This is a genomic window from Rhodocytophaga aerolata, assembly GCF_030503435.1.
Lineage (GTDB): Bacteria > Bacteroidota > Bacteroidia > Cytophagales > 172606-1 > Rhodocytophaga > Rhodocytophaga aerolata.
Genome location: NZ_JAUKPO010000052.1, coordinates 1 through 22,661 on the forward strand (window position 1 = coordinate 1; position 22,661 = coordinate 22,661).

Consider the following 22,661-nt stretch of genomic DNA (forward strand, 5'->3'; position numbering starts at 1 on the left):
CTTTGAATATCGCCTAATTTATCGTATATTAACTCGGTATTTTTATCAAAATAGTACAATTTTAAACCACCTCTAAAAACAATTCTGCGGAAAAAGTCCGTCTGATTGCTCATGCCTGATGCTTGATATAAAGCATCATAGGCTGCTTTCTCGGACTTAGTGAACTTAAAACTGCCGACTGTGTAACGCTGTTTATCTTCAGCCTTTTTCTCTTTGCGGCCACGCTTTAAGGGTTCTTTGCCTGCCTTGGTTAACTTAGGTATGGATGCTTTATCTGCCTGCTTTGCCATATGGGTGAAGGGTTGATTGTTACTGTTTTTCTTTTTTATCTTCCTCCTGACGACTGCGGAGGAAGGGTACATTTTGAGGGCCTATCGGCTCCCTTCCATCCGTTAGGTGGAAGGCTAGATCGTTCCAATGAGCCGAGTTATTCTGTGACCGATGAGGAAAACAGAATTTCGAGGGGAATGGAACATATCTAGCTATTCTTTAACAAGAATACGATTCCCAAAGATATACCTTTTCTCCAGATTTATAGCTTTTTGGGGTATTTTTTATCTACTTTCATTAGGTTGTCAATAGCCTTTCAATAAACTTTCAAATAGGTATTTGCACTTTCAATACCTTTTCATTATACTTGCACTACCCTTTCACATAAAAATTACTTTCAGTAGATATTCATTACACTTTCATTATCCTTTCATTATGGCAAAAATCACGAAAGAGGATGTACAAAAGGCTTTCTTAAATAAGAGTAAAAAGCGTAATAATCTATTGTATGAATACTATAGAGAGGAGTATTTTACTGGTGCTTATACAGCTAAATTTATTGCTGAAAAAATCTCAGAAGACTTAGGATTGCCTATTTCTGAAATGATGATATTTCTAATTAAGACAAGAATCATCAACAAGCAAAAGGCAGCTCTCCCCTCTCAAGTAGTAACTCCTCCCCCTGCTGTGGATACCTTTTCCTCACAACAAGTAATAAAGGAGGAGAAAACAGAAGATACAGAAAAAGTACAACCAATAGCGGAGAAGAAGTATGAATGGTCAGATAATAGAAAAGACCTTAAAAAGAATGAATTTATGGATGCATATCTGGAACGGGAAGAAAGGATGAAAAAAAGAAAAGAGGAAGAGAAGAGACAAGAGGAAGAGAAGAAAAAAAATCAAGACGGATAATTTCTCTTTTTTATTTGCTTGAAGAATTAGAGTTAACATCTCAAGAGGAATGAGCATATCTTAAAATTTCTCATACCATTTTTACTAAAAATGGGCAAGAGGGGAAAAAAATACTTCTTTTCATTGTATAGAAAATATCACTGACAATTCTTAAATCTTTGATTAAGCAATACACTCCAACCTGTGGGCTGATCTATATAGGTCGTTGGAAAAAACTCTCTTGATATCTTATTTAAAGCTTTGTGGAAATGCAGAATTTGGATGATAGAAACAATAACTTTCAGGGCTAACCGAATAAAATAGTTAATATACTTGCAATACACCCATAATTAAAAGCAGCTTTGATCATAAGTTTAGAATAGCCTGCTAGTTTCCCTTTTAGCGTTTTCTCTAAGCAGGATTTCTAAAGCTGTTTGCCTGGTAGCCGTATTCTTTTTTCCTACTGCCAAACTCAAGGCACTTCTACTGCCGACAAACACCACCAGCTTTTTTGCCCTGGTGATGCCGGTATAAATCAGGTTGCGGAAGAGCATATTGAAATGAGCAGAAAGCAAGGGAATGATCACGGTCTCAAACTCGCTGCCTTGTGATTTATGAATGGTGATCGCATAAGCCAGGTCCAGCTCGATCAGGTATTCTTTCTCATAGATCACCTCTTTTATTTCCTTGCCACTTTTATAGCGTACTGTAAGTGTCATTTCCTCGGGGTCTACCGCACTGATGGTGCCAATGTCCCCATTGAAGACAAGCAGTTCATAATTATTCCGCTTCTGAATGACTCTGTCTCCTACCCGGAAGATCCGGCCACCTAGCAGGAGTTGGGCTTTCCCTTCTTTTGGTGGATTTACCTTTTCTTGTATAGCTTTATTCAAAGAGCCTGTTCCTACACTGCCTTTGCTCATGGGCGAGAGGATCTGTACTTCGATGCCTTCTCCAAAATATTTGGGAATGATCGAGTGGTAGAGTTTTTCAATCATGGAAACGGCTGAAAAGCCATAATGCAGCGATGACCAGGGATGTACCCGTTTGACTACTTCCTTGAGCTCTTCACTGTAGCTTTGGGCCTGCAATAGCTTATCTATGTCTACAAAACTGAATTTCTCCGGAATACTGATTGCCCCTGCTTTCGTGTAGATTTCTTCCGGCTCGTCTGCTGTATTCTCAAGTTCCTTTTCATCTTCCTTCTTCCCATCTCCCTCTTTCTCCCCGGTGGCTCTTTTCACCTTGGCAATAAAGCGCAGCTGCTCATGGGTGGCTTCTTCTGAATCGATGAACAAACAATCGCTTTTCCCTTTCCAGAGCTCCGGCCGGTGGAAAGGAGAATCGATCCTGGGCACAACTCCTCGGTTGATCTGATGGGCATAGCTGATGATTTGTGACTCTGATGCCTGGCGGAAGACTTTAGTAAGCTTCAGGCAAGGCACTACCCCGGAGGCAATCATATCTTTCAAAACATTCCCTGCTCCTACTGCCGGCAACTGATCTGAATCTCCAATAAGCACCAGTCGCCCCTGTGGTGGTAAGGCTTTGAGCAGGGAAGCCGCTAAGTGCACGTCCAGCATGGAGCATTCATCCACGATGAGCACATCTACTGGCAAAGGATCTCCCTCGTTTCGCTTAAAGCCACCAGTAAGGGGATCAAACTCTAAAAGCCGGTGGATGGTCTTGGCTTCTATACCGATCACCTCACTCATTCGCTGAGAGGCTCTGCCGGTGGGAGCAGAGAGCATCACCTTCTTTCCCATGAGTAACAACAAGCCTACTAAGGCTTTGGTGGTAGTGGTTTTGCCACATCCCGGTCCCCCGGTGAGAATAGCTATCCGCTCCCTGGCAATCGAGAGTACACTCCCCTCCTGCTCTTCACTTAACTCTATATGGTGTATCTGGCAGTAGGTGTGCAGATCTTCTTTTAAGTGCTCCACATTTAATGGCAGGTGACTTGCGGCAAGCTTGGCTACTTTCTCTGCGATATACTGCTCATCATAGTACAAAGAGTGGGCATAATAGCAGCTGACCCTCTCCCCGATCTGCTCATCTAACAGCTTGCGGGTTTTGAGCTCCTCTCTCTTTTCCATTTCTCTAAGTACTTCTTCTATGGCTTCTCCCCTTTCTATGGCCAAGAGCTCCCCTACCCCCCGTTGGATCTGTTCTTCTTTCAGGTAACAGTGGCCCTCTTCCCTGGCGCTCTGCAGCACATGAGCAATGCCGGCTTCTATCCGCTGAGGAGAATTGGTGGCAAGGCCCATTCGCAAAGCTATCCTGTCTGCCGAAAAGAAGCCGATGCCATAGATATCCTTGGCTAAGCGGTAGGGGTCATTCTTGACGATTTCTATGGCATTGTTGCCATAGCTTTTATAGATCTTGACAGCAAATAAGGTGGAGATATCATGGGACTGCAGAAATAGCATCACATTGCGGATCTCTTGGTGTTCTACCCAGGCTTTACTGATCTGCTCAAGTTTGATTTTGGCTATACCACTTACCTCTGTTAACCGCTCAATAGAAGACTCAAACACATCTAAAGTATCTTTGCCAAAGTGTTTGACAATTCGTTTAGCTGTCACTGGTCCTACGCCTTTGATGAGGCCTGAACCCAGGTATTTCTCCAAGGCATTGGCCGAAGCAGGTTTGCGTTCGATGACTTTGCTTGCTTTAAATTGCAGGCCGTATAATGGATGATTGCTCCATTCTCCATAAAAATCAATCGTAGCCCCGGCAAAGACTTTGGATTGATGCACAACAACGGTCTGTTCTTCTGCGGGTTTAGCAAAGCTGTTTACTTTGAGCACGGTATAGCCAGTTTCCACACTATGAAAGGTAATGCGTTTGACTATCCCTGATAGCTTTTCTAACTCTTTCCCGCTTTGGCTAATGGGTGACTGCATTATATATTTAAAACTCCTTAACTGTGAAGCTGTTTAAATTTGTTGTGTAAAAAGGAAGCACTAGTTAGTAAGTAGTACTTTTGAAGTGTAAAAACTAAAGAGTAAAACTTGAAAACCAAAACCAGTGCCCAGTAAAGATATTATAAAAGAACAACTTCTGCCTCATTTAACGCTAAGCAAAAGATGGTAGTTGGCAGCGATTGTGGATAGAATTACTTAAGAAATACCGCGCTTATATAGATTGATCTTCTATGCAGTGGACTTCATACATTCTGTAAGCTTGGCTACTAATGGCAGTCATACGCTAGCGAAGAATGATGGGGCGCATGTAGGTTATTAGAAGAGAAGGCAATCAGTAACAAGTAATCTGCTATTTTTAGCGGATAATTGGACCCGAAGCTCACACGTGTGGCAGGTCAAGGCTTGATGTTCGCTTGTAGTGAACCTATCAGTAGAGAACATATAGAGCGTTCATGCTCTATTGATTTATACCAAATGAAGGAATGTTTTGAGGGACTTTGCCTGCTATTACAGCAAGCAGGAATAAATGTATAAGGGGTTATTTTTGAATGCTGATGTGGGTTTTGATTCACTACAGCTACGAAGGCAATGTGCAGAGAAAAAGGTAGAAGATAACATTGCTATAAACAGCAGGAGCAGTTAAGATTATGTAGTTAATCACTATTTTGATCATCAGTTGCATAAGAAAAGACTAGTCATTGAACAAGCCAACGCCTGGTGAATTGCACACATTGTGTAGCTTCGGGAATGACAGCTTTAAGACACTGCTGATCCGTTTCCAAGTCTTAGCACAGACATGGGTAGCTTTTCATTCTATGGCTTTTTGTCTTGTGCTCTTACGCTGGGTTTTCAAACTAAATAACGTTAAACACCTTATTTGAATAAGCTTATTTAATAGTATACATATAAAATCAACAGCCTTTAAACAGGATACAACAACTTTTCGTTATATTAGCAAAAAGTAGCTTATTGCTATGTTATATACTTCCGTACTAGATATGTTAGGTGCCCGGGTAGGGATACAAAAAAAGGCGCTTTACCAGTTAGCCGAGCAAATGTCTTTTTCGCTGAAAGAGGTAACAAACTTCCTTTCTGTGAATATGCCTACCTATCCCGATGATGAATTGCTTGATTATCCAAGCAGCGAACGCGTCATTAAAACAGCTGAACTTTATCAAAAAGGGTTTGAAGTATTTGGAGAAGGAAAATTTAAAGTATGGATGGATTCACCTAGCAAGGCTCTTGGAGGAAAAAGGCCTGTTGAACTGCTCAATACAACTAAAGGTGTGGAATACCTGCTAGATGAAGTGATCCGCATTGAACATGGTATATTTGCCTGATGCAGTTATACCGTATTACTACTGAGAAATGGGCACGGGACCTAAGTGGAAATGGCGGGCTGTATGTCTCCGGCCGCTGGCATCATAAAGGAATTCCCGTAATTTATACAGCTACTACACGGGCACTGGCCGTTTTAGAAAAAGTAGTGCATGTAGAATCTTCTGCCACTCCTGATAAATTCGTCATCATCACACTTGGGCTGCCTGCTGATTATTCTATTCAAGAAGTACCCACCGAAACACTTCCCAAAGACTGGGGCAAGCTCAGTTATAATCTTGGCAATACCAGCCGGTTTCCCGGTTCTCTAATCCAGAGTCAAACAACAACTTCCCTACTAGCAGACATTGGCACTGCTTGGCTGAAGGGCAAATCATCACTGGCTTTGAGAGTACCTTCGGCTATCCTGCCACAGGAATACAATGTCTTGCTTAATCCTGCACATAGCCAGGCCACGGAATTAAAGATCCTATCAGTAGATCCTTTCGAGTTTGATCCTCGCCTGCTTGGATAAAAAGAAGTACCAAAATTAATTATGGCCCCTTTACAGGCTCAAGACATGATTTGTTCAAAACATATATATTGTTATCTACATCAAGTAATTACAACTACCTATTGATAACAAATAGCTATCACAATTTTACAACATCATATATAAATCAGCTATCACATATGATATCATCAGATATATCAAATACTATACTTTTCGATATAGAAATGCTATTAAACTAGAAACATGTTTGATAGCATGGAAGACTACCTAAGGGAGCTGACTGAAATAGTATCCATGTAATCAGTAAGCGAACTGGTTAACTGTTAAAGACTCCTTCAAAAATTCACCGGTAAGGGATCGAAATCCTTCGGCATGGATTAGTTGGGTAGGAGTGCCTTCGAATATGATTTCTCCTCCATTCTTCCCTCCTTCCGGACCCAGGTCTATGATCCAGTCTGCATTTTTAATGATATCCAGGTTATGCTCTATGACAATCACTGTATTTCCTCCATCTACCAGCCGATTTATAATGGATAACAGATTGCCTACATCTGACATGTGTAAGCCTGTAGTCGGTTCATCCATTACGTAAATACTTCCCCTTTTATGCAATTCACTGGCTAGCTTAATTCGCTGGCATTCCCCGCCGGAGAGTGTACTCAAGGGTTGCCCAAGGGTCAGGTACTTGAGACCCACATCACAGAGAGTTTGCAGGATATGCTGCACTTCTTTTTGTTTAAGATCTTCCAGCGCCTGCTCTATGGTCATTTCCAGTACGTCTGCAATGGATTTATCATGCAACTTATAAGCTAATACTTCCTCCTTGAAGCGTTTACCTCCACATACTTCACAAGGTGTTTTTATTCCATCCAGAAAAGCCAGATTGGTATAGATCACCCCCAATCCCTGGCAGCTCTCACAGGCTCCTTTCGAATTGAAGCTAAATAAAGAAGGACTCACCTTGTTTGCATTGGCAAACGCTTTCCGCAGATGATCCATCATTCCTGTATAGGTAGCCGGATTAGACCGGGTGGAAACACCAACGGCTGATTGATCAATAACAATAGCCTCCGGGTGCTGGGTCAGGAATACCTGATTAATAAGTGAACTTTTACCTGAGCCAGCTACGCCAGTCACCACTGTTAAAACGCCTATGGGAATCTCGGTACTTATATTCTTTAAATTATTTACTCTGGCATGCCGGATAGGCAAATTGCCTTTGGAAGAACGGTAGGTTGTTTTAAGTGGTAAAGACTTTTTCAGGTATCGGCCAGTCAAGGTATTTGCCTCTAACAGGCCGGAGAAGTTACCCTCATACATGATCTCACCGCCATGGCTTCCTGCCTGAGGCCCTACATCTATGATATGATCTGCTACTTGAATCACTTCCGGATCATGCTCCACCACAATTACTGAATTGCCCTTGTCGCGTAATTTGCGCAGTAATCCATTCAGCCGGTGGACATCTCTTGGATGCAAGCCTACACTAGGTTCATCAAAAATATAGAGCACATCCACAAGGCTGCTGCTTAAGTGTTTTACCATCTTTACCCGTTGCAATTCTCCACCAGATAAGGTATCTGTTTCTCTATTCAAGGTTAAATAGTCAAGTCCTATATCCATTAGGTGCCCAAGCCGCTCAGTCAAGGTCTGCACCATAGGTTGGGCAATAGGATCATGAATGGTTTTCAGAAAAGCAATCAAATCCTTTATTTCCATGGCTGAAAGCTGGGCAATGTTGTATCCCTGTATTTTGCATCCCAGAACAGCCTGATTCAGCCTGTCCACTTTACATACAGGGCAGGGCACCATCTTAATAAAAGGTAACACTAGTTTCTGAGTACGCTCCGATAAGGTTTTTATATCCCGTTTAATATAGGACTGCGTAAACTTTTCAATGATACCCATATAGGTAGCATTCATGGTAGTACCTCCAATTTGTAGCTTAAACTTTTTTGGTTTGCTATACAGCAGCAGATCCAGCTCCTCTTCTGTGTAATCAGCGATCTTTTTGTCATTATCAAAAAAACCGGTACTCTTATAAATCTCCTTTTCCCAGGAAGCAAAGACAGGAACCTGAACGGCCCCTTCATTGAGTGATTTGGAATGATCAATAAAGTCGTCAGCAATTACGCCTGACTTTCTTCCCAGTCCATTGCATTCGGGGCACATCCCTTGCGGATCGTTAAAAGAGAAAACATTGGAATAGCCCACAAAGGGTTTTCCAATCCGGGAAAACAGCAATCGCATCACTGGTGCGATATCAGTTATAGTACCAAGCGTAGAATGAGAGCCGCCACCCAAACGCTTTTGATCCACTACAATGGCCATGCTTAAATTTTCAATGCTATCAGCATTGGGATGCGAATACTTTGGGAGGAAATTGCGAATAAACATACTAAATCCTTCAAAAAGTTGCCGTTGGGCTTCGGTGGCTATTGTATCGAACACAATCGACGATTTCCCCGATCCTGATACGCCTGTAAACACAGTAATCTGCTTTTTGGGTATCTCTAGGGATATATTTTTCAGGTTGTTTTCTCTGGCTCCTTTGATGATTATTTTTTCCTGATTCATAGAAGTTAGTATGAGTTTCGCTACTTTTTCAATAAAAGAAGTATTGATGCACCCTAATAGGAAAGTAAATCTATTCTTAGTTATCTAAAGCAATGTTTAACATACACTAGCGTGCCTATGACTTCTTTACATTTTCTTCCAATATATGAATGACCAGTGACATAGGTATGTCAGTAGACTACAAATTGCATCACAAAAAATGAAAAATAGTTGGTGAACGTAAGGCTAATCTAGAGTAGTCTGTAGAAAAGAAGCTTTTTCAATAATGCTATTCATACATAGCAAATGTACTCAGCTTACTTAACTGCCAGATTCTACAGTACAAATTTATGTGCGGGCCTGTTTTTGCTAGTAAAGCTACATAGCTGCTCGCCATTACCTTCACTTGTATATCTGTACACATTAAACCAACGCCAGGTAGGAAACTGCGTATCTAAAAAAGCAGTAAATTTTAAAAGGTCATTCACATTATAGCGGACAAAATCTTTACTATCCACTTTAGCAATTACTTTGTATTTCTTTTTTTCTTTCCCCATATGACTCCCTACTTTGCTAACTGAAACTGTAAACCAATTACCTTTCGGCCAGTACGTTTTTCCTTGAAAGAAAATTCATATTGTGTTCCTTTCAGTTCCTTCTGTGCCTGACCGATCACAAAGCGTTTTAGATCATAGTACCGTTCATATTCCGTTTCGCCAATCCGGAGCATGGTTCTTAATGCATATAAGGATATATAAACGATCTTCGTCGACTGGGCGGACTTAGAGAACCACTCATAAAAACATTGGCTGTAATAGCTTTTAAATTTGATTAAAGTCTGTAGCTGTTCTCCACTGAAATGCTTCTTCACTCTAATTAGGTAAGGATGCAAGGCAGGATCTATGTGAATCCGGATCTGACCCTTACCGGTAAGATATTTAGCTGAAGAAATTAATCCGGTTTGTAACAAACCATCTTTTTCAGCAATCCGGCAAACGTGTTGAATCATGCTCATGGTTGCTTTCTGTAGCTCCATGAAAGCAGACTCCCCTTTTAAGTTGCTATCAGCAATGATTTCCCTGGCATCCAGTATAAGTGGTTCAAAAAGAGCAATTCCATCCGGATGCACAATTGTTTCCGGGAGTAGTTCCAACACTTTAATAAATATACGCCGCTCATACAGCGACATATTGTATTGAGCCATTATCAAATCATGCAATTCTTCAATCTTTTCTGCACCTATATTTTGTGCTGGCACATGTGCTACAGGGCTTTTATCCACCTTAGCTGCAACTGGTTCAGCGTTGAATAAAGGTATTTGAATATCAGCTACAGGAAGTTTATAAGATTTTGCAGGTTTGGTGTTCTCTTTTACTTTCAGCATAGCGTACAAGTGTTTACACCAAATTTCTCGTTTTAGGGCTAATAATGCAAATTCTGATCTTAGTCATTTTGTAATTTTATAATGACGACTCTTCTATTAAGATACATGCATTTCGTTCTCGTTCAGCAGCGCTGTGGACGAGTAGGAATAACTTTTCTCTTATCTACTAAGCAAAATAAGAATAATAAGTAACTAAAGTAGCTCCTGATTGTACAGGAGCTACTTATTTGCATCTTATACGGAGGTACCAACCGGGCTTTCAGCCTTTCGCAGGAGAAAGTACGTCAATAAAAATTGAAAGTTCAAGCGCTATTCAGCCTTTCGCACCATTCATCGCAGGGGGTTTGGGGGATGCAATCCCCCATTAAACACTTTTCCACATTTTTTCAGATAATATCTGTAATAGTTAAAGGATTTATATAGTTTAAAGGTTTGTCCTATAAAAGTGTCGCTGGTTTCCTGCAAAAGTGTCGCACAAATTGGACCTTGTTCCTATAAAAGTGTCGCTGGTTTCCTATAAAGGTGTCGCGGATAACTTGGTTTTCCACTGAGTAAAGTGGATAATTGTAGAAATAAATTCTCCTGCAAAAGTGTCGCAACCCGTCAAAAGTTGACCTACAAAAGTGTCGCACTTAGCATGAATATATTCTTTCATTCACTTCCTATAAAAGTGTCGCAGTTTATAATTGTTGCTTGATTAATCTTAGGGGATTATTGGTATCTTTTTCTACAAAAAGATGTGATTCCTATAAAAGTGTCGCAGTTCTTTATATGAATAGTAGATACTTGATTATAAGCATATTACTTCCATTCCTAACACATGAAGGCAATATTATCCCTGCAAAAGTGTCGCTCTTTTGAACAGATGATTGTTGTACTGTTAATTTTTGATTTTAAAAGGTTCTGGTAGATGAATCATTGTTTTGGGTGGAACCGGTGGAGGGCTGCATTTTAATATAAAACCTTTATTCTTATCTTCCTCTATTTTTGCTGAATTGTATTGAGTAAGTACTAAGCTCAATGTATGCCGGAATATTGCTTTAAAATTATCGATTCTATCGTAACCATCACCAAATTGATCTTTCAGTCCTTGCCAATGAACAAACTCTGGCTTGCCTTGCTCAACCCGATGCAAGCGTTGGGCAAGCCAGACATAAATATCCAATGCCATGGCATTATTGGCAAGTACTGAAAGATGTCTTTTGTCTAAAGGTACTGCATGATTCATCAATGATTGGAAATAGTCTTCTGATAAGGCTATTGTATTATTCCAAACAACTCTCTGATTATCTTCTTTGGGGAAAGTTAAATCAAAGCCCTTTATTATTTTACTATCTGCCTGAAAAGCATATCTGGGTTGAGGTGAAAAAGCAACAGATATCATGGAAGCGGCCAAACGGGCTAGTTGATTTTTAATAGAAGCTATTTGTTTTCCGTTTCTAGGCAGGCCTAAAGAAGTGACAAAAGAAGAAAAAGTTTCTGCTACTTCAATAAGCGGGGTTCTCTGTTGCAAAGCGAGCGTGTTGATATGAGTTAATACAAGTCTTGCTTTGGGGCCAAAGGGCAAACCCATATTAATATCATACTTATGAGTCTGAGGATTAAAAACAGGTGTAGTATGTATGGCAAAACATGCTTTACCTTGCCTTCGCTCCCATATTTTCACTTCATTTCCAGGATCACGATAAGGCAAGTATACCTGACATAGGATTGCATGCTGAAACAAAAGCTCATTATGCTCGCTCGGCAGGACAATATTATCATACGCTTGTTTAGCAATTTTCTGAACTCTTGTTATCATTAAGGTTCTTGGTTTTAGATTTCCAAACATCTATGCTAATAGGCAATTCTAAAAATTATAAATACAGTCTTTAATACTATATCTATTATTTAGATTTGTGAGCATTCTATTTTTGGTTTGCGCTAACTTGCACTACTCCTCCCCTACCATGCATTACTAGCTCATCTAATGATCAGCAGTTGGTTATCCTATACGAAACTTGAGAAAATTTGCATGAAAAACAAAGTTGCCCTTGCAGTTCTAAAAGTGCCTTTCTTAGATGGAAGAATATAGATATAAATTGAATAAGCTAAATTAAAGCCAAGTGAACTTATCTTTTTATCATAAATTATACTGTATAAGGGTTGTCCCGGTAAACTGTCGTTTGAGATTCCCGGTAAACTGTCGCAAGGTATCGGTATCATAAATGGCTTGGTAGGTTAATGGCGCGCCAGGAAAGAGGCATGATAACAAAATATTTATCCCGGTAAACTGTCGTAAAACCGAATATTTACCCCGGTAAACTGTCGTCAACAAAACTGCCAAGACAGGAGTCTTCAAGATTAACTAGCTTAAGGTTACTTAAAAATTTGCTGAAATGCCATCTTAGACTATGTAAACACTAAAAGTATGCATGGCTCCCGGTAAACTGTCGTAGAAAAAAGTAATGAAAGCAATGATTTTTAAACTCTACATAGGTAAATCCCGCTAAACTGTCGCAACTTTTAATTTTGCCTGAAAATTATTCATAGGCTTTATAGTACAACTATGTCTGCTGGATAAGTAAACTTTCTAACTCCCGCTAAACTGTCGTAAGTCGAAATATATATGGCAGGCATTTGCACAACCAAGGCGTATTCCCGGTAAACTGTCGCAGGGTTTGCAAAAAAAAGAGAAGACTACTAGCCTAATTGATTGCCCAAGAAACTCTTTGCTTATTTTTCCGATCCAACATAATATACCTCCTAGAAAGATACTAGGTAATTATGGCTTATCAATTTTTAATACTTGATGCGTTTTAGGAGGGATTGGTGGCGAGCTATTTTTAAGAATAAAGCCCTTATTTAAATCTTCTTCAATTTTTGCATTTGAATATTGAGTAAGCACCAAGCGTAGATTTGACCTGAAACTTTCCTTGAAATGATCCATCCGGGCATACCCCTCTCCAAACTGCTCTTTGAGTCCTACCCAATGCACAAATTCAGAGTTTTGCGTAGAAACACGATGTAATCGTTGTGCAAGCCAGGTATAAATATCAATAGCCATCGCATTATTTGCAAACACTGCCAAATGTCGTTTATCTAAGGGTACTGCATGATTCATCAAGGAGAAAAAGTAATCTTCAGAGAGAACAATATTACCATCCCATAATACCCGCTGATTTGGATTTTTTGGAAACCATAGATCAAATCCTTTAATGATTTTACTATCTACCTGAAAGCTTCGGTTTTCACCAGGTGAAAAGGCAATAGAAATCATAGATGCGGCCAATCTTCCAAGCTGATTTTTTATTGCATCAATCTGATACCCATTATTGGGTAAACCAAGGGATTTAACAAATGATGTAATGGTATCTGAAACTTCAAGATTTGGGGATCTTTGCAGTAAAGCCAGCGTATTTATATGAGTCAGAATGAGTCTAGCTTTTGGGCCAAAGGGTAGCCCTAGTAATTTATCATATCGCTCAGATTGGGGATTGAAAACTTTGGTGGCCTGGATGGCAAAATACGCTTTACCTTGTTGTCTAACCCAACTATCTACCTCTTTACCAGGGTCACGGTAAGGTAAATATACCTGGCAGAGCACGGCATGTTGAAACAAAAGCTGGGTAGATTCGCTTTGAGAGACAATTGTGTCATAAGTATGCTTTATTATCTGTTGCTCCTGATTGGCCATAATCCTGTAGAAAAGGATACAAATACATATAATCGTTTGCTAAATAAACGAAAATATATATAAAAAGGAAAGCAATAGCATAGGAAGCTTTTGCTATTATATAAATTAACACTTACAATATTGGAATTGTAAGGGATTGAAAACACAATGTCTTTTCATGATGAATGCATATGGATATAGTCTAATATCAAAGCCTGTGATTTATTGATTGACATTAAAGTGCGTATAATCGTTTGTTTGGGGTTATTATTAGCCAGGCCATCTATAATAATTGGACAGTTAAGCAGGTATTTACCACTATTCATTTTATCATGAACTAGTAGCAGAGCTAAGATGCACATAGTGCTTAAAATTAAACGAGTATAAGTTATTAATGCCAGAGCCATAACCTATCATTTCTATCTTTGGTCTGAAATTGGTAAAAAAGTCATTTGTAATTGTATACATATCATTACTCATTATTCATTTCACAATTAAGGTCTGCTTCTTATTGTGATTTTATCCTATATGGCTTCTTCATAATAAATATATAATAAAATTCATAGGTAAGTACGATTTCAGAGCTTTTGTTGCATTTTTTAAACGACCGTTTGTAAAATGCAACAAATGGTTTAATTTGGTATTTTGATATCAACAATGCAGCAGCCAACCCATAAATCCTTTGTCGCCTATTACCGGGTTTCTACTCACAAACAAGGCCAATCTGGTCTAGGCCTGGAGGCACAGAAAGCAGCCGTCGGGCAGTTTGCTGGCCCCAAAGGAATCCTTGTCAGAGAGTATACAGAAGTGGAATCGGGTAAAAATAATAACCGGCATCAGTTGCAAGCTGCCATTGCCTTCGCCAAACAATCCAGGCATACACTCATCATTGCTAAACTTGACCGCCTTTCCCGCAACGCTGGATTTATTTTTGAGCTCAGGGACAGCGGCGTTGATTTTGTGTGTGCTGATATGCCCGATGCCAACACGCTGACAGTGGGAATATTTGCTGTTCTTGCCCAACATGAGCGAGAGCTGATTAGTAGCCGCACGAAGGCAGCCCTGCAAGCAAAACGTGGCCAAGGTCATAAGCTGGGCTCCCCTCAAAATTTAACCATACATGCACGTAACAAGGGTTTATTAGTCAGGCAAATAAATGCCTCTGAAAACACGGCCAACCGGCAAGCTATGAAGATCATTTTATCTGATCGAAGGGAAGGAAAAACTTTTCAACAGATCACTGATGAATTAAATGAGCTTGGATATCGAACTAGAAGAGGTTATCCATATAATAGAGGCACAGTGAAAAGATTGTTTGATAGAGCTATGCGTAAAACCATATAAATTAACTATTTGAATTATAGGGTATTAAACTCAATTTTTGATATCATAACATACATCATAAACGCAATCTAATATAATATCGTAAATGATAGTATGTTAAATATCTATAATATAGCGTATTATATAGCAGTTATTATATATAAAACATATCATTATATATACAATTCACATATCAAAAATTTATCAATTGTGATATAAAATTTATATTAGATATGATTTCATAAAAGTAATTATATTAGATATAACAATATAATTATAATTGATATCAAATTTGATATTATTTAAGATATCATTTATGATTCTTTTTTTCCCGCTTAAGCTTCTCTTCTACCGCTTTCAGAATCCAAGCATTACGAGATGGCCGGTTTCGTTTAGGAAGTTTTTTCAGCAGATCATCTATCTCCTGGATCATATCAGGATACATCCGAACAATTACCCCTTTTTGTTTCTCATCCTCTTCTGCTTCAGAAGTGGCTGTATGAGAGGCTACGCTCCCTCCCTGATTAATAAAAGCTATCGCTTTCTTTTCATCAATTTCCTTGCTTTCAGGCTTCTCGATGACGGATGTTTTTTTAGGTTTAGCTGTGATAGCCATAAAAGATCTGTTTATTATGAAGAATGATTTAATTGCTCATAAAGTGCTTTGAATTCATTGACAGCTTTTTCATCTGTATTTTTGAGTTCAATCACTCCCATTCCATTGGCTGCGGCATTGGCAAAAGCCTTCCGGTTACCAAGCGGTGAATCCAGGAAATGTAGAACCTCAGATTGTTTAAGTAGTTCTGCCGCTTCATCATTATCCCCTCCCCTTGGATCTGCACGGTTTATAAATACATATGCTTTGAGTTTTGGATTAGCACTCCTTGCCTGCTCCACTAAAAATTCTACTTTTTCCAAGGTCCAAATATCAAAAGATCTGGGAACAAAAGGGATTAGAAAAATATTGGTTACAGTCAAGGCTGCTCTCTGGCTTTCTGTATCACGGCCACCAGTATCAATTACAATGTCCTGGTAACGCTCAGCAAGCTTTGGTACCTGCTTTAAAATGTTTATTCCTGATAGTTTTACAGCAGTATATCCGGCTTGATTTTCCATCCGCTCTTCCCGAAGTGCCGTGAAGTCACTAGATGTTTCCTGATCATCGGCATCAACTAACAGAACATCTCGCCCTATGCTTATCAGTAGTACTGCTAAATTAGTGGCCACAGTAGTTTTGCCACTCCCTCCTTTTTGTCCACCAACAGTGTATATCATATATGATAGCAATTAGATGTGATTATTGACACCAAATATAATTGCACGAATTATATCAAACAAGATATTAAACATATATAATATTTGTTATCAAAAATGTACCCTTTTTTGATATTATTTATGATATCATACATACATCATATTTGATTAGATCTATACTAGCTAATAGGGATAATATAATATCATACTTTAAATAATTATAATATATTATTGATAGTATTATTGATAGTATTATTGATAGTATTATTGATAGTATTATTGATAGTATTATTGATAGTATTATTGATAGTATTATTGATAGTATTATTAAATATAAATATCTGATAAACAAACAATTTATAACTATTTATCTATTACATAATTATTCGATTCCTTGTACTAATTGATTTTTTAATATATTATGCAATATTGTACTATGCGGTATCTACACATATTTTTTATACAATTTATAGTCAACATAATTTAATCAATCTGATTTACTTAATGCTGAATATCAAAGGCCAATCTATAATCTGATAAATTTTTAGTATATTTCGAAAAATTACAAAGCGGATGATCGAGCTGAAGAAAATCGCTCTGGCAGATAGTCTGGAAGTGACCCAGATGAAAGATGAGTTTAACCACTATGCCATGCAGATGAAAGTTCAATGGAATGAATTAAGCTATCAGGAGAGAAAGGAGTTGTATGATATAAACTCAGGAAAGTGGAAGATGAGCTGGCTCGCTACGAGTAGGAGGGAGCAGGTACCTACACCTACTAAGTGCCTTTGATACTTTTAAAAATGTATTGTATCTATGCAAACGTATGTTGCCTATTATAAAGTCTCTACCTAAGGCCAGGAGGTATTGGATTTAGGCTTGGAAGCACAGAGGCGGGTGGCAGAAAATTATGTAACGAATAAAGGGCTTATTTCGGAAGAATTCACGGACATCGAATCTGATAAGAACGATAGTCGAAAGGAACTTGCAAAAGCTATCAGCCTGGCGAATCAAAAAGGAGCGACCCTGCTGATTGCAAAGCTGGATAGGTTGTCAAAAAACTTAACCTTTATTTCTTCGATTATGGATTCAGGGGTAAATTTTCTCTGCTGTGATCTGCCGGAAGCCAATGAGTTTACCATTCATATCTTTGCCGCTCTTGCTCAGCAGGAGCGAAAAATGATTTCGGCCCGTACCAAAGTAGCATTGGAAGCAAAGAAACTAGCCGGAGCTAAACTTGGGGCTCCTCATCATTTAACTTATGAGCATCGGGTGAAAGGAGGGAAGATCAAACAGGAGCAGGCGATGGAAAAGCGCTCCAATAAACAGGCGGCTAAAATTATTGTAAGGCTTAGAAAGGAAGGATGGACCCTTGCTGCTATCGCCCAGGAACTGAACTCGGATGGCTACCAAACGTCTATGGGGAAACAATTCAAGCCTATGAGTGTCAAGCGGCTCTTTGACAGATATGCTTAGACATGGCAGATATCTTTTATGGTTCTTTCAACCATCCAACTGACAGGTATCCGACAATTACTATGTTAAGTCCTTATTTTGTTGATTTATCCGGCACTATTTCCGCTAGTTGAACGTATATATAGATATAGGAAATTTTTCTGTTTTTTTCGGATAATTTTCCTATACTTGTAGTAACGATAAATTATCCACGCATGAGCGTTGCAGCAGATAGGTCTAAAAAGAAAAAACCTGTTCGTGAGAGCAGTGAACAAGTAACCATAGGTTTACAGAAAGCTATTAAAGATTCTTTTTCTTTGGTGATGGCTGCTCATCGGGGTATACCGGCCGAAACAGCCTTCAAGATTGCTGCCGATTTGCTTTTGCATCAGGACCTGTTAGCCCAGATCCTGCATGTATCGGTGAAAACCTTGCGGGCGTACGCACAATCTGGGAAGAAACTTGATCCACCTTCGAGTGAGCAAGTGCTCAAGTTACACGCCATGCACTTGAAAGGGGAGGAGGTATTTGGCACCTCACAGGCTTTTCGAAATTGGCTTGAGAAACCGGCCCATGGCTTTGAAGGACAGAGCCCTTTAACGCTCCTGCAAACCAGTGAAGGCATTGATTTGATCATTGAAGAATTAGAGCGGATCGCTTACGGAGATTTTTCTTAACTATGCCCTATGCTTACAGAATCTGCTTAACCAAATATGCAGATAAACTTTTTGCGTCAGGCTATAGCAACCGGTGGAACTCAAAGGGAAATCTAGTCATCTATGCGGCCGAAAACCGTTCCCTGGCCTGTTTAGAAAATGTGGTGCACCGAGGTGGAGAAGGGTTGAATGGACAGTACAGCGTACTCATTATAGACATACATGAGCAGGTACAAATTGAACAAATCTCCCTTGAAGAACTCCCATCAGATTGGTATAGGAAAGCGAGTTATCCGGCTTGTCAACAAATAGGAGATGCTTGGTATAATAAAGGAGTCTCAGCGGTACTGAAAGTACCCTCCTCAATTGTGCCTAAAGAGAGTGTATATGTAATCAATACCCGCCACCAGGATTTTCTTGAAGGTAGAATACGACTGCTAGCTAGAGAACCTTTCCGATTTGATCCCCGCATCAAGTCCGATGATCCGGAAAATATGCAGTAAACGTTTTCGCAGTTGAGGCACTAGCAGCATACTGTTGCATTTTCTAAACGAGCTTTTGTGGAGTGGTAATTTTAACGTAATTGTTTGTTTTTACTTCTGATGATTCAGCTTAATCGCAATATTTCATGTACAAGAAAAAAGAAATTGATGTCTACCGTTTCTTCTATGTAAAAACATCAAAGTTAAAATTCTGAACTTACCTAGCAGGATAATTCCAAAGCTTTCTTGTTGCAAGTTTCACTATCAACGGCAGAAAAACGTTTCCGCTGAGAACTTTATTCAATATAATATCGCCTAACTTCGAAAAAATGAAATAAAAGAAATAGTTATCAAAAGTCTTGATAACTACTTTGAGGGCTGTACTGTCAGTTAATATAAAACTAGGTCAGATATGTGTTCATTATTTATTTTAGCCAAATAAATCAATCTATTACCTATTGAGGGTTATTCATTTTTAATGCTTCTTTTCATTCATTAAAGCGAATACTCTGTTAAATTTTCAATTATTTTTTTCTTTCAGTAATGAAATCATTTCATCCTTATCCTTAATTCTTAATTCCATTTGTTGAATGATAGCTAATGCTTTATCAAGTTCTTTCTCACAGTCTCCCACACTATTAAAATGAACGCTAGTGTTTTCAACGATGCTATTCACTCTCTCTTTAGGTTTGCCACTTTCTGTATGAAGAGAAGAAGGACTTTCAAGAAAAAAATGCACGATTGGAATTTTCAAGGCGTCAGCAAATTGCTTGAGTACATCTGTACCCAAATCTTCCTTTCTGAATATATCATAAATTGATTGAGTTGTTTTACCAGTCATTTGCGATAACTCTTTAACACTCAAGTTCTTTGTTTCAGACAGTTCCTTTATTCTTCTACCAAAATGGATATTCATGCAATTTTTTATACAAATTGTTTGCAGGTAATAGTATAAATTTATTAATATTGTATTGTATATTCTATTGCAATACAATCCAATCTATTCCAAATATATATAAAATTTGGTATTGGTTTCAACTTAATATAAGCTAATGCAAACAAGCAATCAACCACAAGAGATATTTAACTTCTTCTCCAAAAAAAACAGAGTGAAGTTAAGAGATGAGTTTATGGGCTGTTTTCAAATGTCTGCTTCAGCATTTTATGCAAAAGTTAGAGACGGGGGATTCACCGGTGAAGAGCAACTCTGGTTTATTAAGTGGGCCAAAGCCAACGGAATGCCCCCGTTCGAAAATTGTCAAAATAGTGAACACCTGATTTCTAAGCCTTTAAACTAAAGCGTTTTAAATTAGCAGGTAGCTAAAGATTTATTATCTGTTAATTTTGTGCTCCTGAAATTTATGAGTCAGGCGTAACTATATCAATCTATAAATGCATCAACCTCTAATAAATCATGAATCAAGATCCAAGATGGGTAGTGGAATATTCGGTTGATAAAAAAGAGTTTGTTATCAAAGAAGGTAAAACAGATTATGAGCACACTTTCTTTGATAGTCGGCATGAGAAATCAACTTCTTATAAACATATAGGTTTATTTGCAAATAAACAACTAGCTTCTTTCTTCTGTGAGAATCTCCAACAGAAACTTTCTGAGAAAGAAGAGAAAACCCAGGAGGAGCAAGCTTTCCCACTGATTAGTAAGGCTTGCGATCAAACGTTGAGTTATGAACTGGTCGTTGGACTTCTCGATGCAGAATTTAGTACAAAGCCGGAAGGCTATCTAGGCAGGTTCTGCCAGGAGCACGCTCTCTCACTAACTCAACTAAGCAGCCTGCTCAAAAATCCCAGTTACTGTCTGGATGCAGCTTTACTGGTAGCCGGTGTATTGACCTGCTTAAACTATGTGGTGACCACAACGGCTGTGATGGTTTTTGAAGAAAAAGATTTGGATGAAGGGGAAATTGAACTCAGGTATTCTTTCACTAAAAAACCTAAAGAGGAGTCTTTCCTTGCTTTCCTGGCTAGCACCAATAAGAGCAGCCCATAAGCATACCTTGCAGGCTGAGCAAGGATAGAAACTGATCCATCAAATCCTACTAGCTCAGTAGGAGAGGCTCCTAACTTATATATTATCAACCAGTTTTATACTTACTAAATGTTATGAAAAAACGCACTAGTCAACAAAAAGAACAGACCAGGAAAGCAATGGGTAAACGGATAAGTGATTTACGCAAACTCAAAGGCTTTACGCTTAATGATTTAGCCGAACGAAGTGGCAAAAAAGTACAAAGCATTCATCGAGCCGAAAAAGGACAGGTGAACGTCTCGATTGCATATCTTGATGCTATTGCGGGTGGTTTAGGCATGAAGGTGAATGAACTGTTAGATTTTCAGATGTTTTAGGAGCAAAAGGGGAAAAGTAACTAAGCAGGCAGGCATGCCGGCAAGGCTTATACCGCTTCACATGAGGTAATGGATGGGAGTATAATTGTAAGAACGTATTTTTCCCCTTTGTCCATTTTTATCAGCCATAGGAATGCACTATATAGTGTAGATCATTTATTTCCAAGTAGATATGCATCTATCACCGATCCAATCCCAGCCCGGCTTTTATCCGAGCAAACGGGAGGTAATCATTCATCTGATTGAATTAGCCATCCTGAACGACTGCTTCGGGCAACTGATTTGTACTTCTAAACCCAGGTATCAAATCAATCTCGTCTCTGAATCTACCATCTTGCTGTTAGTAGGGTTTGAAGAGCAGCAGTTGCAGGCAGAATTGTTTGGCTTCTACCGCGGGCTCATGGAGCAAACGCTAGCTATGGACATCGAGCCTGAGCAAACAAAGTTGCAGGCGGCAAACGTCTATGAGGCCTTGCTGGCAAGGAAGGAAATTTTATCCGGCCTTTATCAACAGGAGCAAGCAATGGGAAGCAAGTGTAGATTCACTGGTTTGTGAGGGTTTTAGCAACAAAGAAGCAATTGTATAAAAGGGGCGGAGCGTATGGAAGAGGAATCACTCCAAATAATCGAATCGGTTTCCAATCTAATTTAGGGGCGAGAGGGGAAAAAAATGCGTAAGTGAGGGTATGGTATACTAAATAGTAGCATTTGGGAAAGTGAAAGGGGGCTTATTGAATTTTTATTTCCCCTCTTGCCCTCCTCTTTTTGGTTTCCAGTAAGTCCTAAAATAGACGAGTTGCTAGCCCGTGCTGATCTTGGATTGGAATTGAGTTTGTTTAAAATATTAACAATTTATGAAAACAGCTGTGATCGGCTCAAGAAACTTTACCAACTATGAAATAGTGGAAGAAACTCTGGATGGTTATGACCTTCCCCTGATCATTTCGGGAGGGGCCAAGGGGGCTGACACGCTGGCTGAGCAGTACGCCAAGGAAAAGGGGATCCCTACCTTGATCTTTAAACCAGACTATGAGAAGTATGGGAAGCGTGCGCCACGCCTGCGCAATAAAGAGATTATAGATGCCTGCCAACGGGTGATTGCCTTTTGGGATGGCAAAAGCCGGGGTACGGTATATACCATCAAATATGCCTTGCAAAAGGGCCTAACGGTTCATTGCATTCCTTTATTTTAATCAGTAGGGGGATAGAGAGCAGAAAAGTACCTTGAAAGGGAGAGGGTAGTTTCCCTTAGCAGGCAAGTAATCACTATTTTAATAAGCGCAATATCATTCCAGGATAGATGGCAAAAAAAGTAAGAACAAAACAAAAACAAGAAGGGGATTTAGTTAGAAGAATCCCAAAGAAAAAGCAGAAAGAAGCAGAAGTGCAAGAGGGGCGCATCCAGATGTCGTTTGAAGTGTCCTCAGACTTCAAACGAGCTTATAAGCTTTATAGCGTGGAGCAAGGAATGAGCATGCTGGAGATCTTCAAAGAAACCTTTGAACTTTACAAAAAAATCTATCCCTCCAAAAAGTAGTAAATGAAAGTAAAGGATTGCCTGCCTTTCTTGTAACTTAACCATCAATTAGCCATAATGCCCTTCTTTTAAAATC

Annotated in this window: 24 protein-coding genes; 14 read left to right on the plus strand and 10 right to left on the minus strand. The window is 39.2% G+C overall.

What is annotated here, in order from left to right; translation table 11 throughout:
- The coding region (locus tag Q0590_RS33820) for a plasmid mobilization protein (protein ID WP_302042101.1) at nucleotides 1-290 on the minus strand (290 nt) is incomplete at its 3' end.
- Nucleotides 291-705: 415 nt separating this feature from the next.
- Between Q0590_RS33820 and Q0590_RS33825 the strand changes: the two genes are divergently transcribed.
- Nucleotides 706-1,182, plus strand: coding sequence for a hypothetical protein (locus Q0590_RS33825; RefSeq protein ID WP_302042102.1), 477 nt, complete (start codon nucleotides 706-708; stop codon nucleotides 1,180-1,182).
- 353 nt (nucleotides 1,183-1,535) lie between these two features.
- Here Q0590_RS33825 and recD2 read toward each other — a convergent pair whose 3' ends face one another.
- Entirely contained in the window at nucleotides 1,536-4,067 is a 2,532-nt protein-coding gene (gene recD2, locus Q0590_RS33830) for an SF1B family DNA helicase RecD2 (RefSeq protein WP_302042103.1), read from the minus strand.
- Between the two features lie 995 nt (nucleotides 4,068-5,062).
- On the opposite strand from recD2, the gene Q0590_RS33835 reads away from it, so the two are divergent.
- Together Q0590_RS33835 and Q0590_RS33840 are read left to right on the plus strand one after the other, a co-directional pair.
- On the plus strand, nucleotides 5,063-5,428 hold the full coding sequence (locus Q0590_RS33835; RefSeq protein WP_302042104.1) for an Xre family toxin-antitoxin system antitoxin: 366 nt from the start codon (nucleotides 5,063-5,065) through the stop codon (nucleotides 5,426-5,428).
- Entirely contained in the window at nucleotides 5,428-5,940 is a 513-nt protein-coding gene (locus Q0590_RS33840) for an RES family NAD+ phosphorylase (protein ID WP_302042105.1), read from the plus strand. The genes Q0590_RS33835 and Q0590_RS33840 overlap by 1 nt, the downstream gene beginning before the upstream one ends.
- Nucleotides 5,941-6,219: 279 nt before the next feature.
- Here the strand turns inward: Q0590_RS33840 and Q0590_RS33845 are convergent, their stop codons facing one another.
- The 5 genes from Q0590_RS33845 to Q0590_RS33865 all read right to left on the minus strand — a co-directional run bounded on the left by Q0590_RS33845 (nucleotide 6,220) and on the right by Q0590_RS33865 (nucleotide 13,535).
- Nucleotides 6,220-8,496: an excinuclease ABC subunit UvrA gene (locus tag Q0590_RS33845; RefSeq protein ID WP_302042106.1), complete on the minus strand. Its 2,277-nt coding sequence runs from the start codon at nucleotides 8,494-8,496 to the stop codon at nucleotides 6,220-6,222.
- 314 nt (nucleotides 8,497-8,810) lie between these two features.
- Complete coding sequence (locus Q0590_RS33850) at nucleotides 8,811-9,032, minus strand: hypothetical protein (RefSeq protein ID WP_302042107.1); 222 nt, start codon at nucleotides 9,030-9,032, stop codon at nucleotides 8,811-8,813.
- Between the two features lie 8 nt (nucleotides 9,033-9,040).
- The gene (locus Q0590_RS33855; protein ID WP_302042108.1) at nucleotides 9,041-9,859 is read right to left on the minus strand and encodes a replication initiation protein; all 819 of its coding nucleotides are present in this window, start codon (nucleotides 9,857-9,859) and stop codon (nucleotides 9,041-9,043) included.
- An 880-nt stretch (nucleotides 9,860-10,739) separates the two neighbouring features.
- Entirely contained in the window at nucleotides 10,740-11,660 is a 921-nt protein-coding gene (locus Q0590_RS33860; RefSeq protein ID WP_302042109.1) for a replication protein RepA, read from the minus strand.
- A 963-nt stretch (nucleotides 11,661-12,623) separates the two neighbouring features.
- Nucleotides 12,624-13,535, minus strand: coding sequence for a replication protein RepA (locus Q0590_RS33865; RefSeq protein WP_302042110.1), 912 nt, complete (start codon nucleotides 13,533-13,535; stop codon nucleotides 12,624-12,626).
- 636 nt (nucleotides 13,536-14,171) lie between these two features.
- Here Q0590_RS33865 and Q0590_RS33870 point away from each other — a divergent pair.
- The gene (locus Q0590_RS33870) at nucleotides 14,172-14,858 is read left to right on the plus strand and encodes a recombinase family protein (RefSeq protein ID WP_302042111.1); all 687 of its coding nucleotides are present in this window, start codon (nucleotides 14,172-14,174) and stop codon (nucleotides 14,856-14,858) included.
- Between the two features lie 289 nt (nucleotides 14,859-15,147).
- On the opposite strand, the gene Q0590_RS33875 is transcribed toward Q0590_RS33870, so the two are convergent.
- Entirely contained in the window at nucleotides 15,148-15,453 is a 306-nt protein-coding gene (locus tag Q0590_RS33875) for a hypothetical protein (protein WP_302042112.1), read from the minus strand.
- A 14-nt stretch (nucleotides 15,454-15,467) separates the two neighbouring features.
- Nucleotides 15,468-16,112 carry a nucleotide-binding protein gene (locus tag Q0590_RS33880; protein WP_302042113.1) on the minus strand — a complete coding sequence of 215 codons (645 nt, stop codon included), beginning with the start codon at nucleotides 16,110-16,112 and terminating at the stop codon, nucleotides 15,468-15,470.
- A gap of 552 nt (nucleotides 16,113-16,664) precedes the next feature.
- Here Q0590_RS33880 and Q0590_RS33885 point away from each other — a divergent pair.
- The 4 genes from Q0590_RS33885 (at nucleotide 16,665) to Q0590_RS33900 (ending at nucleotide 18,705) form a co-directional block, all read left to right on the plus strand.
- Nucleotides 16,665-16,883 carry a hypothetical protein gene (locus tag Q0590_RS33885; protein WP_302042114.1) on the plus strand — a complete coding sequence of 73 codons (219 nt, stop codon included), beginning with the start codon at nucleotides 16,665-16,667 and terminating at the stop codon, nucleotides 16,881-16,883.
- A gap of 87 nt (nucleotides 16,884-16,970) precedes the next feature.
- A complete protein-coding gene (locus tag Q0590_RS33890; RefSeq protein WP_302042115.1) occupies nucleotides 16,971-17,567 on the plus strand; it encodes a recombinase family protein in 597 nt (198 codons plus the stop codon).
- 194 nt (nucleotides 17,568-17,761) lie between these two features.
- On the plus strand, nucleotides 17,762-18,223 hold the full coding sequence (locus Q0590_RS33895; RefSeq protein ID WP_302042116.1) for an Xre family toxin-antitoxin system antitoxin: 462 nt from the start codon (nucleotides 17,762-17,764) through the stop codon (nucleotides 18,221-18,223).
- 2 nt (nucleotides 18,224-18,225) lie between these two features.
- The gene (locus Q0590_RS33900) at nucleotides 18,226-18,705 is read left to right on the plus strand and encodes an RES family NAD+ phosphorylase (protein WP_302042117.1); all 480 of its coding nucleotides are present in this window, start codon (nucleotides 18,226-18,228) and stop codon (nucleotides 18,703-18,705) included.
- 499 nt (nucleotides 18,706-19,204) lie between these two features.
- On the opposite strand, the gene Q0590_RS33905 is transcribed toward Q0590_RS33900, so the two are convergent.
- The gene (locus Q0590_RS33905; protein WP_302042118.1) at nucleotides 19,205-19,600 is read right to left on the minus strand and encodes a helix-turn-helix domain-containing protein; all 396 of its coding nucleotides are present in this window, start codon (nucleotides 19,598-19,600) and stop codon (nucleotides 19,205-19,207) included.
- A 136-nt stretch (nucleotides 19,601-19,736) separates the two neighbouring features.
- Between Q0590_RS33905 and Q0590_RS33910 the strand changes: the two genes are divergently transcribed.
- The 6 genes from Q0590_RS33910 (at nucleotide 19,737) to Q0590_RS33935 (ending at nucleotide 22,585) form a co-directional block, all read left to right on the plus strand.
- Nucleotides 19,737-19,982 (plus strand): hypothetical protein, encoded by a 246-nt coding sequence (locus Q0590_RS33910; protein ID WP_302042119.1) that lies wholly within the window; start codon nucleotides 19,737-19,739, stop codon nucleotides 19,980-19,982.
- Nucleotides 19,983-20,098: 116 nt separating this feature from the next.
- Nucleotides 20,099-20,692: a hypothetical protein gene (locus Q0590_RS33915; protein ID WP_302042120.1), complete on the plus strand. Its 594-nt coding sequence runs from the start codon at nucleotides 20,099-20,101 to the stop codon at nucleotides 20,690-20,692.
- Between the two features lie 113 nt (nucleotides 20,693-20,805).
- Nucleotides 20,806-21,048, plus strand: coding sequence for a helix-turn-helix domain-containing protein (locus Q0590_RS33920; protein ID WP_302042121.1), 243 nt, complete (start codon nucleotides 20,806-20,808; stop codon nucleotides 21,046-21,048).
- Between the two features lie 172 nt (nucleotides 21,049-21,220).
- Nucleotides 21,221-21,604, plus strand: a complete 384-nt coding sequence (locus Q0590_RS33925; protein ID WP_302042122.1) for a hypothetical protein — start codon at nucleotides 21,221-21,223, stop codon at nucleotides 21,602-21,604.
- A 298-nt stretch (nucleotides 21,605-21,902) separates the two neighbouring features.
- A complete protein-coding gene (locus Q0590_RS33930; protein WP_302042123.1) occupies nucleotides 21,903-22,241 on the plus strand; it encodes a DUF2493 domain-containing protein in 339 nt (112 codons plus the stop codon).
- Nucleotides 22,242-22,348: 107 nt separating this feature from the next.
- The gene (locus Q0590_RS33935; RefSeq protein ID WP_302042124.1) at nucleotides 22,349-22,585 is read left to right on the plus strand and encodes a hypothetical protein; all 237 of its coding nucleotides are present in this window, start codon (nucleotides 22,349-22,351) and stop codon (nucleotides 22,583-22,585) included.
- The last annotated feature ends 76 nt before the right edge of the window (nucleotides 22,586-22,661 follow it).